Here is an 11,898-nt window from a genome sequence, read left to right on the forward strand (position 1 = left end):
GCCCGGGGAAATCCCACGATCGGCCTCTACAGCGCGCGTCCCCACCCCCCTCGCCACAGGGTGATGCGCCCCTTCAGGGGCGCGGGGAACTGCGCGAACGGCCACGACGGCGACGCAGCCGGCGGACGGCATGCGGGAGCGCTAGACCACCTGGTGGAGCCAGCGGACCGGGGCGCCCTCGCCCGCGTAGCGGAAGGGCTCCAGTTCGTCGTCCCAGGGCTTGCCCAGCAGCTTGGCGATCTCGGCCTCCAGGACCGTCTCGCCGCGCTGGGAGCGGGTCAGGGCGGCGCGCAGACGGTCCTCCGGGATGAGGATGTCGCCGTGGATGCCGGTGACCGCGTGGAAGATGCCGAGGTCGGGGGTGCAGCTGTAGCGCTCGCCCTCGGCCTTCGCGCAGGGTTCCGCGGTGACCTCGAAGCGCAGCAGGTGCCAGCCGCGCAGCGCGGACGCCAGTTTGGAGGCCGTGCCGACCTCGCCCTGCCAGGAGAACTCGGAGCGCCAGGTCCCGGGGGCCGCGGGCTGCCGGATCCAGTCGAGGTTGACGCGCGTGCCGAGCACCCCGGCGACGGCCCACTCGACGTGCGGGCACAGCGCGCGCGGCGCGGAGTGCACGTACAGAACTCCACGTGTCGTCACCGGAACCTCCGGGCAGAGCGGGACATCTTGCTGGCTGGCGGGCGGCAGTGGCACGACGGCCGCTTGATGGCGAGGCTACCGTGCGGCGGGGCAAGGAGTGTGACGTACCGTCGGTCCCACGGCCAGGAAACCCCCGCCATTCACCCATGGGGACGCTTGTACGGGGGTGGTCCGTTGCAGGGCGCGGGCGGGAACTCCCGTGCGTTGTTATGAAGGGGGACGAACCAGGCGACGGAGAGGACCAGCGGGGTATGCGCAAGCAGCGGCGTCGGCGTTCGCGTGCTCTGGTGGGGATCGTCGCCGCCGCTACCGCGCTGGGGGTCGCCGGGTGTGATGTCGTCGGCGGTTCCTCCGGCTCTGCGGACGGCGGGCGGACGCGGGCCTCGCGGGCCGTGCAGCTGTGGGACCGCAGCCCGGCGTCGATCGCGGCCGTCGGGGACTCCATCACGCGTGGCTTCGACGCGTGCACGGTGCTCTCGGACTGCCCGGAGGTGTCCTGGGCGACCGGCACCAGCGAGCAGGTGGAGAGTCTGGCGGTCCGGCTGCTGGGGCGGGCCAGGGCGGCCGACCGGAGCTGGAACTACGCGCAGACCGGGGCCCGGATGGCCGACCTGTCCGGACAGCTGGCCGACGCGGTGGTGCGCCGCCCGGAGTTGGTGACGGTGATGGTGGGGTCCAACGACGCCTGCCGTTCGTCGGTGCGGGCGATGACGTCGGTGGCGAACTTCCGCAGCCAGTTCGAGGAGGCGCTGGGCACGCTGCGCAAGGCGCTGCCGAAGACGCAGGTGTACGTGGCGAGCGTGCCGAACCTGAAGCGGCTGTGGTCCGAGGGGCGCACCAATCCGCTGGGCAAGCAGATCTGGAAGCTGGGCATCTGCCCTTCGATGCTGGGCGACGCGGACGACCTGACCAGCGCGGCGACCCTGCGCAGGGACCGGGTGCAGCAGCGGGTCGAGGACTACAACAAGGTGCTGGCCGAGGTCTGCGCCAAGGACCGGCGGTGCCGGTTCGACGGCGGTGCGGTGTATCAGTACCGCTTCGGGACGGAGCAGTTGAGTCACTGGGACTGGTTCCATCCGAGCACCGACGGCCAGTCGAAGCTCGCCGCGATCGCCTACCGGACCGTCACCGCGGAGGGCCCGGTGGACTAGACCCTTGGCTTAGAGTTTCCTCATGAGCGAACTTTTCGGCACACTTTCGGACGGCACCGAGGTCCACCGCTGGACGCTGGAGCGCGCCGGTACGCGGGTGCGGATCCTGTCCTACGGCGGGATCGTGCAGTCGGTCGAGGTCCCGGACCGGGACGGGCGGACGGCGGACGTGGTGCTGGGGTTCGCCGATCTCGACGGGTACGTGGAGAATCCCGGCCCGTACCTGGGCGCCCTGGTGGGCCGGTACGCCAACCGGATCGCGCACGCGCGTTTCCCGCTGGACGGCGTGACGTACGCCCTGGAGCCGAACAACGCCCCCAACTCGCTGCACGGCGGCAGCGGTGGCTTCGACAAGCGGGTGTGGGAGACGGCGGCCGTCGAGCACGGGGTACGGCTGACCCGGGTGAGCCCGCACGGCGAGGAGGGCTTCCCGGGACGGCTGGAGGTGTCCGTGACGTACACGCTGGACGCCGCGGGCGCACTGCACATCTCCTACGAGGCGGTCACCGACGCGCCGACCGTCGTGAACCTCACCAACCACAGCTACTTCAACCTGGCGGGTTCCGGGAACGCGACCGGCCAGGAACTGCGGGTCGCCGCCTCGCACTACACGCCCGTCGACGGCGACCTGATCCCTACCGGGGTCCTGGCGGACGTCTCGGGCTCCCGTTTCGACTTCCGGACGGCCCGCAAGGTGGGCTCCGGGTACGACCACAACCTCGTCCTCGACAAGGGCGTCACGGACAGCCCGGTGGAGGTCGCCGAGCTGCACGACGCGGGGTCCGGCCGCACCCTCACCGTGGCGACCACCGAACCGGGCGTGCAGCTGTACACGGCCGAGCACCTGTCGGCCCCGTTCGCCCCCGGTGACGGCGTGGCGTTGGAGACGCAGCACTTCCCGGACTCCCCGAACCACCCGGAGTTCCCGAGCACCCGTCTGGACCCGGGCGCGGTGTACCGCTCGGAGACGGTGTACGGCTTCGGCGTACGAAACTGACACCCTGGGAACTCCCCCGCACGCAAGCCCCGGTCCAGGGGTCAGGTCCCGGACCGGGGCTGCTCAGGGGGGACTTGTCCCCAATCACACCTTAGCCGCGGCGGTGAGACGACGGCCGGTGAGGGAGCGCCCGCCGGAGATCCCGTACGAACCCTTCACAAACCGGCCGGCACCAGTGTCAGGACCGTGACCGCGGCCGGGGACGCGGGGCTCAGGGGCTGACGGGTTCGGTGTCGTGCTCGTCCTGCTCCGCCGTGTCCTCGCCCAGGAGGTCGCGGGCGAGGAGGGTGGCGCCCGCGACCGCTCCCGGCATCAGGAACACCGCGACGAACGGGACCAGGAAGGCGAGGCCCAGCGGGGTGCCGAAGCCCCACACCAGGGTCTTGCGGGAGCGCAGCAGGGCGAGCCGGCCGCGCAGGTCGACGCCCCGGCGCTGGAGGGCGACGGCGGTGAGTTCCTCGGTGAGGAAGAAGCCGGTCACGAAGAAGCCGACGACGGGGACGGCGGTCTGGCCGACGACGGGGAGGAAGCCGAGGACGAACAGGAGCAGGCCCCACAGTCCGGCGCGGAGCAGGATGCGCAGGCTGTCCCGGGCCGAGATCCACAGTTCGCGCCAGAAGGGCAGCCCGGACTCGGGCGCGGTGCCGTCGGGCGAGACGTCCGCGTCGACCTTCTCGGAGAGGTTCTCGTAGAACGGCTGGCCGACCAGCAGGGTCACGGCGGTGAAGGTGAGGACGGCGCCGAGCAGGCCGAGGGCGAACAGCACGGCGGTGAGGAAGCCGCGGAACAGGCCGCGCCAGGGGCCGGACCAGTCGTCGGCGAACGGGGTCGACCAGGCGACGAGGTCCGCTCCCCACAGCGCCAGCGCGACCAGCGCGACCGCGTACAGGACGAGCGTTATCAGGCCGGGCAGCAGTCCGAATCCGTACTGCCTGCCGTGCCGGCCCACCCACCGCTGGCCCTTGAGGAGATGTCCGAAGCCCGCCCCGAGATCACGCATGGCGAAAACTTTACCGGGGTTCGCGAACGGCCCGGTGGCGGCTGTGGACGCGGACCGCGGGCCGGCCGGGGCGGCGGTGCGGCGGGCCGCCTTGCCGCTGTTGAGTCGAACGGGTAGGTCTCGCCGTACCGACCTACGGAACCACACAGGTGGCGGCTCGGTTGAGGAGAGCGGATGACGCAGGAGATCACCGTCCAGGGCACGGTCGCGGAGGGCTTCGAGGCGGTACGCGAGGAGTTCGCCGCGTTCGTCGCCGAGGAACCGGCCGACTACGAGGGACAGCTGTGCGCGTACGTCCACGGCCGGCGGGTCGTCGACCTGTGGGCCGGTGCGGGGGTCGACGGGGACACCCTGTACGGGGTGTTCTCGTCCACGAAGGGTGCGGCGCACCTCGTCGTGGCGATGCTGGTGCAGGACGGCACGCTGGAACTCGACCGTAAAGTCACCTACTACTGGCCGGAGTTCGGCGCGGAGGGCAAGGGCTCGCTGACGCTGCGGGAGCTGGCCGCGCACCGGGCCGGTCTGATCGGCACCGACACGGGGTTCAGCCCGCAGGACCTCGCGGACGACCGGGCGATGGCCGAACGCCTCGCCGACCAGCGGCCCTTCTGGCGCCCCGGCACCGCCTTCGGGTACCACGCCCTCGTCATCGGGGCGCTCACCGGCGAGGTCGTGCGGCGCGCGACGGGCCGTACCCTCCAGGACGTGTACGAGGAGCGGGTCCGGGCTCCGTACGGGCTCGACTTCTTCCTGGGGCTGCCGGCCGCGCACGAGCCGCGATTTCGCACCGTCCAGCCGATGCGTCCCACGCCCGCGGAGCAGGCCCTGCTCGACTCGGTCCCGTCCGGCCCGCACACGCTGGCCGCGATCGCGTTCAACACGCACCCGGCCGAGCCGACCGACCTGGGGTCCCTGCCCAACGACCCGCGGGTGCGCGCGAAGGGCCCGGCGTCGTTCGGCGGGGTGGCGTCGGCGCGCGGCCTGGCCGGGATGTACGCGGCGCTGCTCAGCGAGATCGACGGCAAGGCCCCGCTGCTGAAGGAGGACACGGTGGCGGAGTTCGGCCAGTTCCACTCCGTGGGGTACGACCTGGTGGCCCGCACCCACAAGTCGTACGGCCTCGGCTTCCAGGCGACGGCGGACGTCTGGCACCCCTTCCTGGGCGCCGGCACGATCGGCCACAGCGGGGCGGCGGGCTCCCAGGCGTTCGCGGACCCGAGGAGCGGGATCGCCTACGGCTACACGAGGCGACGGTTCGCGTTCCCGGGCGGCGCGGCCCCGGAGAACGACCGCTTGGCGAAGGCCGTGCACAGGGCGGCGCTCGAAACGCGCTGACCGCACCCGGCGTCACGACCACACCCCGCGCACGAGAGGCCGCACCCCGTCCGGGGATGCGGCCTCCGCACAGCGCACCCTGTCAGAGCTTGACGATCATCTTGCCGGTGTTGTCGCCGCGCAGCACCCCGAGGAACGCCTCCAGGTTGTTCTCGATGCCCTCGACGACCGTCTCGCGGTACTTCAGCTGCCCGGACGCCACCCACGGGCCGACCTCGGCGACGAACTGCGGCTGCAGGTCGTAGTGGTCGCCGACCAGGAAGCCCTGGATGCGGCCGCGGGTCTGGATCAGACGGGCGAGGTTCTTCGGGCCGGGGACGGGCTCGGTGCTGTTGTAGACGGAGATCATGCCGCAGACGGCGATCCGGCCGTCCCGGTTGAGCTGTCCGATCGCCGCCTCCAGGTGGTCGCCGCCGACGTTGTCGAAGTAGACGTCGACACCGTCCGGGGCGGCGGCGCGCAGCTGCTCGGCGACCGGGCCGTTCTTGTAGTTGAAGGCCGCGTCGAAGCCGTACTCCTCGACCAGCAGCTTCACCTTCTCGTCGGAGCCCGCCGAGCCGATGACGCGCGAGGCGCCCTTGAGCTTCGCGATCTGGCCGACCTGGCTGCCGACCGCGCCGGCCGCGCCGGACACGAAGACGGAGTCGCCCTCCTTGAAGGAGGCGGTGCGCAGCAGACCCGCGTAGGCGGTGAGGCCGGTCATGCCGAGGACGCCGAGGTACGTCGACAGGGGCGCGGCCTCGGGGTCGACCTTGACCGCGTTCTTCGCGTCCACGACCGCGTACTCGCGCCAGCCGAAGAAGTGCAGGACGTGGTCGCCGGCCGCGATGCCCTCGGCGTTCGACTCGACGACCTCGCCGACCGCGCCGCCCTGCATGACCTTGCCCAGCTCGAACGGGGCGACGTAGGACTTGGCCGAACTCATCCTGCCGCGCATGTACGGGTCGACGGAGACGTACTTGTTCCGTACCAGCACCTGTCCCTCACCCGGCGTCGGGACCTCGGCCTCGACCAGGGCGAAGTCCTCGGGCTTCGGCCAGCCGACGGGACGGCTGAGCAGGTGCCACTCGCGGTTGATCATGACGTGCGCCTTTCCGGAATTACTTCAGTACCTGAAACAACCATGCTCCTGAATATTTCATGATGTCAAGTAACGGGGTACCCTCGGAGCATGTCGTCCTCACAGTCCAGTCCCACGCCTACCCGCCGTCCGGACGCCCTCACCCTTGAGGTCGTCGAGCTGATCGGGGACGTCGTGGCCCGCTTCTACGCGGACTACGAGGAGGCGGCGGGCGAGCACGCGCTCACCGGGGCGCAGGCGCGGCTGCTCAGCCTGCTGTCGCTGGAGCCGCTGCCGATGCGGAAGCTGGCGCAGAAACTGAAGTGCGAGCCGTCGAACGTGACGGGGATCGTGGACCGGCTGGAGGGGCGCGGGCTCGTGGAGCGGCGGCCCGATCCGGCGGACCGCCGGGTGAAGCTGGCCGCGGCGACGGACGAGGGCCGGCGGGTCGCCCGTGACCTGCGGGAGGGGCTGCGCTTCGCGCGCGAGCCGCTGGCGGGGCTCTCGGACGCGGAGCGGTTGTCCCTGCGGGACCTGCTCCGCCGCATGCTGGAGGACTGAACGCGGCGGGGGCAGGCGCCGGAGGGCGCCGGCCCCCGCCGGAGGGTCAGGCGAACTGGCCGGGCCGGTAGTCTCCCGCCGGCTGCTGCAGGATGACGTTCAGCCGGTTGTAGGCGTTGATCAGGGCGATCGTCGCCACCAGCGCGACGAGTTCGTCCTCGGTGTAGTGCTTGGCCGCGTTCTCCCACACCTCGTCGGGCACGCCGCCCGCCGCGTCGGCGATGCGGGTGCCCTGCTCCGCCAGTTCCAGGGCGGCGCGCTCGGCCTCGGTGAAGACGGTCGCCTCGCGCCAGGCGCCGACCATGTGGAGGCGCTGCTGGGTCTCGCCGGCCTCGGCCGCGTCCTTGGTGTGCATGTCGAGGCAGAAGCCGCAGCCGTTGATCTGGCTGGCGCGGATCTTGACCAGTTCCAGGGTGGCGGCGGGGATCGACGTCCCCTCGACGGCCTTGCCCACCCCGTTGAAGGCCTTGATGAGCTTGTTGGCGACGGGGCTGCCGAAGAGGTTCAGACGGGCTTCCATGGGGGCTCCCTGTGGTGTCGTCGGTGGCGTCTCAGTGGGTTGCACACCTATGACGGAGCGGGGGCGACGGATGTGACACGTTTGCTGGATTTGCTTTGGTGGCGTCGCCCGTCACGAGGGAGCCGCCGTCACGTGCACCACCACAGGAAGCGGTTGCAGTGGTCCGTCGGGGACGGGTCGGGGGACGGGGCCGGCGCCGTCGGGGTGGCGGTCGGGGGCGCGTCCGGCGTGGCGGTCGCCGTCGCCGTCGGCCTGCCGCCGGTCGGGCCCGTCGTCGCCGACTGGGCGGCGGGGTCCTTCGGGGAGGCCGACGGGGAGCCGGACGCCTCGCCCTTCGACGCGGAGGGGGACGGGGAGGCCGAGGGGTCGGGCGAGGCGGATCGCGAGGCGTCCGGCGCGCCGGACGCGTCGGCCGCGCCGGCCGCGGGCCGGGCCGTCGTCCCGGGGGACGACGTGGCCGTACCGCCGTCGGCCGTCTCGCCGCCCGCCGAGGCCGAGCCGGGGCTGGTGAACGGTATGGCGTCGGTGCCCAGTTCGGCGAGGCTCAGGGCACCGGCCGCCAGGACGCAGGCGGCGCTCACGAGCAGGATCCTGCGCCGCCGTCTTCGATGGGCCGCGGCCTTGCGGTCGCGGCGGCTCCCGTCGGCCTCGGAGGGGCCCGTGGGGCCGTTGCCGGAGGGGCCTGCGGAAGGCCCGGCGGGGCTCTCGGCGGCCCGGCCGCGCCCTCGGCCACGGGTTGCGCGGCGCCGGTCCGCCCGACCGCCCGGCCGGAACGCGCCGGGGGCGTCGGCCCCGGCCCCGTCCCCCTCGTCATCGCCGTGGTCGGCGTCCGGTTCGTCGGCGTCCGGTTCGTCGGCGGATGGACCGGCGGTGGGGTGACCGGCGGCGGGTCGGCCGAAGGGGGGATGGCCGTCCTGTCCCGCGCCGGTGGGCTCCACCCCCTCGTACGGCGTTTCGACGCTCCCGGACGCCTGGCGGGTTTCGACCGGGGCGCCGCACCCGGGGCAGGCGAGGGCGCCGTTGAGGTGCCGTCGGCACGGGTGGCAGTAGTCCATGACGCGGGAAGACTAAGTTCCCCGCGGGCCTCCTCACCAGCCGCCACTGTGAAGGTTCCGTGGGAGACCGAAAGAACTGTCGAAAGCCTTGCCGAAACCGTTACCTGTTCGACCCATTGACACTGCCCTCACCCCGTCCTTACTGTCACGCCAGCATTTCGAACGCGTGACGAAATCTCGAACAGCTGAGGGGCAACTGCCGTGCGCATCACCGGAATCAGCACACACGTGGTCGGGACGCCTTGGCGGAACCTGACCTACGTCCAGGTGCACACCGACGAGGGGATCACCGGAGTCGGCGAGACCCGGATGCTCGGTCACACCGACGCGCTGATCGGCTATCTCCGGGAGGCCGAGGCCAACCACATTCTCGGTTCCGACCCGTTCGCATTGGAAGACCTCGTCCGCCGGATGAAGTACGGCGACTACGGCCGGGCGGGCGAAATCGTCATGTCCGGTATCGCCGTGATCGAGATGGCCTGCTGGGACATCAAGGGCAAGGCGCTGGGCGTGCCGGTGTGGCAGCTGCTCGGCGGCAAGGTGACCGACAGGGTCAAGGCGTACGCCAACGGGTGGTACACGACCGAGCGGACGCCGGAGGCGTACCACAAGGCGGCCCAGGGGGTGATGGAGCGCGGCTACAAGGCGCTCAAGATCGACCCCTTCGGCACCGGGCACTTCGAGCTGGACCACGAGCAGACGCTGTACTCCGTGTCGCTGATCGAGGCGGTGCGCGACGCCATCGGCCCGGACGCCGAGCTGATGCTGGAGATGCACGGCCGCTTCTCCCCCGCCACCGCCGTCCGGCTGGCCAAGGAGCTGGCCCCCTTCAAGCCGGCCTGGCTGGAGGAGCCGTGCCCGCCGGAGAACCTGAAGGCGCTGGAGAAGGTCGCCGCCAAGGTCGACATGCCGGTCGCCACCGGTGAGCGCATTCACGACCGCATCGAGTTCCGCGAGCTCTTCGAGAGCCAGGCCGTGGACATCATCCAGCCGGACGTCGGCCACATCGGCGGCATCTGGGAGACGCGCAAGCTCGCCGCCACCGCCGAGACGCACTACGTCCTGGTCGCCCCGCACAACGTCGGCGGCTCCGTGCTCACCGCCGCCTCCCTCCAGGTCGGGTTCAGCTCCCCGAACTTCAAGATCCTGGAGCACTTCAACGACTTCGCGGACGCCGAGATCAAGAAGGTCGTCAAGGGCGCGCCCGAGGTGGTCGACGGGTACTTCCACCTGTCCGACGCGCCGGGTCTCGGGGTCGAGTTCGACGTCGACGCGGCCGCCGAGTTCCCGCAGCAGCAGGCCCGCTTCGACCTGTGGGCGGACGGCTGGGAGCAGCGCAAGCCGAAGGGCACCAAGTGAGCGCGACCCAGGTCGTCATCGAGGCGCCGGGCGCGCACCGGGTCGAGGAACACACGCCCCGCGAGCCCGGTCCCGGTGAGGCGCTGGTCGCGGTGCACGCGGTCGGTATCTGCGGAAGCGACCGGGAGGTGTACCAGGGGAACCGGCCCGAGGGGTACGTCCGCTATCCGCTGACGCCGGGCCACGAGTGGTCCGGGACGGTGAGCGCGGTGGGCGCCGGAGTGCCCACCGGGCTGGTCGGCCGCAAGGTCGTCGGCGAGGGCTTCCGGAACTGCCAGGTGTGCGACCGCTGCCATGCCGGCGAGACCACCCTGTGCAGCCACGGCTACGAGGAGACCGGCTTCACCCAGCCGGGCGCCATGGCCACCACCCTCACCCTGCCGGCCCGGCTGCTGCACCCCCTGCCGGACGACGCCGACCTCACCGCCGCCGCGCTCCTGGAGCCGGCCGCCTGCATCGCGGCCGCCGCCCTGAAGGGCAACGCCCGGCCGGGCGAGCGGGTCGCGGTGGTCGGCACCGGGACGCTGGGCATGTTCGCCGTGCAGTTCCTGCACGCGGTCTCGCCGGGCGAGCTGCTGGTCGTCGGCACCCGCGGCGACCGGGAGGCGCTCTCCCGGCAGTTCGGGGCCACCGACTTCCGCACCAGGGTCCAGGAACTGCCCGACGACTTCGACGTGGTCATCGAGACCGCCGGGTCCGCGTCCGCAGCGCGCACCGCCGCCTCCCTGCTCAGGCGCGGCGGACGCCTGGTCCTGACCGGCATCCCGGCCCCGGGTGCCGACGGCCTGGACCCGACCGACCTCGTCGTACGGCAGCTGGAGGTGCACACCGTCTTCGGGGCACCGCCGGACGCCTGGGCGCACACGGTACGGGTCTTCGCCGCCGGTCTCCTCGACCCGTTGCCGCTGGTCACGCACGAGCTGCCGCTGACCGAGTTCCCCCAGGCCATCGAGCTGATGGGGGCCGGTGATCCGAAGGTGGGCAAGGTGCTGCTCCGCCCCTGAGTCGTACGCCGGTCGCGGCGTGGCCCGACCTCGCCGGGGCCGGCGTACCACCACACCGCTTTTTTTCATCCCGAGCCGCGAACCTTGTCCGATATACCGAACCTGAAGGACAGCTTGTGACGACCGACGCTTCCGCTGCGGCCCGCCGACCCGGTGAGCAGGCGCTCGCCGCCCTCGGCCTGGGCGCGCCCGCCCTCGACCCCGCCGACGCCTCCGCCCACAGCTTCCCGGGCGGCGGCACGTGGCGCACCGAGATCCCCTCCTGCGAGGGCCCCGAGGCGCTTGCCGTCGTCCTCAAGGAGTCCTCGCGCCTGGACGTGCCGATCCACCGGATCAGCCAGGGCAGCGGCGTGTGGATGCTCACCGACGCCGAGATCACCGAGATGGTCGAGGCGACCGGCGAACGGGACATCGAGCTGTGCCTGTTCACGGGGCCGCGCGGCACCTGGGACACCGGCGGCTCGGTGCGCTCCGACTCGCGGGGCGCCGGACTGCGCGCCCGTGGCCACGACGCCGTCGCCGGCTGCGTGGAGGACGCGGTCCGGGCGACGGAACTCGGCGTCAAGTGCCTGCTCGTCGCCGACGAGGGCGTGCTGTGGACGCTGCACCGGGCGCGCGAGGCCGGGATCATCCCGGCGGACACCACGCTGAAGGTGTCCGCGCTGATCGGTCCGGTCAACCCGGCGTCGTACTCCGTCTTCGAGCACCTCGGTGCCGACTCGATCAACGTGCCGAGCGACCTGACGCTCGATCACCTCACCGAGATCCGGCGGGTGTCCGGGGCTCCCCTGGACATGTACATCGAGGCCCCCGACGACCTCGGCGGCTACGTCCGGATGTACGAGGTCGCCGAGCTGATCCGGCGTGGCGCGCCGGTGTACCTGAAGTTCGGCCTGTCCAAGGCGCCCGGGATCTACCCGTGGGGCAACCACCTGCGGGACGTGACCCTCAGCACCGCCAAGGAGCGGGTGCGGCGGGGGCGGCTCGCGCTGGACCTGCTCGCGCGGCACGGGGCGGACGGGGGGATGGCTCCGCTGGGGTCGCGGCTGCCGGGGGTTCTGCGCCGGTTCCCCGTCGAGGGTTCCGCTTGATGTGCGTTGGGGTCTGCAGGCCGTCGGTGGCTGGTCGCGCAGTTCCTCCCCCAGCCTTCGGCCGGGGGTACCCCCAGCGCCCCTTTGGGGCGCTGCCCCTCAGGGGCGTTGCAAACCGAACTTGCTTGA

General features: G+C 71.9%; 12 protein-coding genes. 7 read left to right on the forward strand and 5 right to left on the reverse strand.

Features of this window, described 5'->3' with window-relative positions; translation table 11 throughout:
* Window positions 1–141: 141 nt before the first annotated feature.
* Window positions 142–636 (reverse strand): DUF3145 domain-containing protein, encoded by a 495-nt coding sequence (locus AB0958_RS12720; RefSeq protein WP_366890393.1) that lies wholly within the window; start codon window positions 634–636, stop codon window positions 142–144.
* A 251-nt stretch (window positions 637–887) separates the two neighbouring features.
* Here AB0958_RS12720 and AB0958_RS12725 point away from each other — a divergent pair, with 251 nt between their 5' ends.
* A complete protein-coding gene (locus AB0958_RS12725; RefSeq protein ID WP_366890394.1) occupies window positions 888–1,787 on the forward strand; it encodes an SGNH/GDSL hydrolase family protein in 900 nt (299 codons plus the stop codon).
* Between the two features lie 22 nt (window positions 1,788–1,809).
* Window positions 1,810–2,784 (forward strand): aldose epimerase family protein, encoded by a 975-nt coding sequence (locus tag AB0958_RS12730; protein ID WP_366890395.1) that lies wholly within the window; start codon window positions 1,810–1,812, stop codon window positions 2,782–2,784.
* Window positions 2,785–2,995: 211 nt separating this feature from the next.
* Here the strand turns inward: AB0958_RS12730 and AB0958_RS12735 are convergent, their stop codons facing one another.
* Entirely contained in the window at window positions 2,996–3,784 is a 789-nt protein-coding gene (locus tag AB0958_RS12735) for an EI24 domain-containing protein (protein WP_366890396.1), read from the reverse strand.
* A gap of 174 nt (window positions 3,785–3,958) precedes the next feature.
* Between AB0958_RS12735 and AB0958_RS12740 the strand changes: the two genes are divergently transcribed.
* The gene (locus AB0958_RS12740) at window positions 3,959–5,119 is read left to right on the forward strand and encodes a serine hydrolase domain-containing protein (RefSeq protein ID WP_366890397.1); all 1,161 of its coding nucleotides are present in this window, start codon (window positions 3,959–3,961) and stop codon (window positions 5,117–5,119) included.
* Window positions 5,120–5,201: 82 nt separating this feature from the next.
* Here the strand turns inward: AB0958_RS12740 and AB0958_RS12745 are convergent, their stop codons facing one another.
* Window positions 5,202–6,200 (reverse strand): NADP-dependent oxidoreductase, encoded by a 999-nt coding sequence (locus AB0958_RS12745; protein ID WP_366890398.1) that lies wholly within the window; start codon window positions 6,198–6,200, stop codon window positions 5,202–5,204.
* A 90-nt stretch (window positions 6,201–6,290) separates the two neighbouring features.
* Between AB0958_RS12745 and AB0958_RS12750 the strand changes: the two genes are divergently transcribed.
* Window positions 6,291–6,740: a MarR family transcriptional regulator gene (locus AB0958_RS12750; RefSeq protein ID WP_366890399.1), complete on the forward strand. Its 450-nt coding sequence runs from the start codon at window positions 6,291–6,293 to the stop codon at window positions 6,738–6,740.
* 46 nt (window positions 6,741–6,786) lie between these two features.
* Here AB0958_RS12750 and AB0958_RS12755 read toward each other — a convergent pair whose 3' ends face one another.
* Window positions 6,787–7,260 (reverse strand): carboxymuconolactone decarboxylase family protein, encoded by a 474-nt coding sequence (locus tag AB0958_RS12755; RefSeq protein WP_366890400.1) that lies wholly within the window; start codon window positions 7,258–7,260, stop codon window positions 6,787–6,789.
* Between the two features lie 128 nt (window positions 7,261–7,388).
* Window positions 7,389–8,315, reverse strand: coding sequence for a hypothetical protein (locus AB0958_RS12760; RefSeq protein ID WP_366890401.1), 927 nt, complete (start codon window positions 8,313–8,315; stop codon window positions 7,389–7,391).
* A 201-nt stretch (window positions 8,316–8,516) separates the two neighbouring features.
* Between AB0958_RS12760 and AB0958_RS12765 the strand changes: the two genes are divergently transcribed.
* The 3 genes from AB0958_RS12765 to AB0958_RS12775 all read left to right on the forward strand — a co-directional run bounded on the left by AB0958_RS12765 (window position 8,517) and on the right by AB0958_RS12775 (window position 11,769).
* Window positions 8,517–9,674 (forward strand): mandelate racemase/muconate lactonizing enzyme family protein, encoded by a 1,158-nt coding sequence (locus AB0958_RS12765; protein ID WP_366890402.1) that lies wholly within the window; start codon window positions 8,517–8,519, stop codon window positions 9,672–9,674.
* Window positions 9,671–10,678, forward strand: coding sequence for an alcohol dehydrogenase catalytic domain-containing protein (locus AB0958_RS12770; RefSeq protein WP_366890403.1), 1,008 nt, complete (start codon window positions 9,671–9,673; stop codon window positions 10,676–10,678). The genes AB0958_RS12765 and AB0958_RS12770 overlap by 4 nt, the downstream gene beginning before the upstream one ends.
* A gap of 116 nt (window positions 10,679–10,794) precedes the next feature.
* A complete protein-coding gene (locus AB0958_RS12775) occupies window positions 10,795–11,769 on the forward strand; it encodes a hypothetical protein (protein ID WP_366890404.1) in 975 nt (324 codons plus the stop codon).
* The last annotated feature ends 129 nt before the right edge of the window (window positions 11,770–11,898 follow it).

The sequence above is a fragment of the Streptomyces sp. NPDC006655 genome, from assembly GCF_040703965.1.
Taxonomy (GTDB): Bacteria; Actinomycetota; Actinomycetes; order Streptomycetales; family Streptomycetaceae; genus Streptomyces.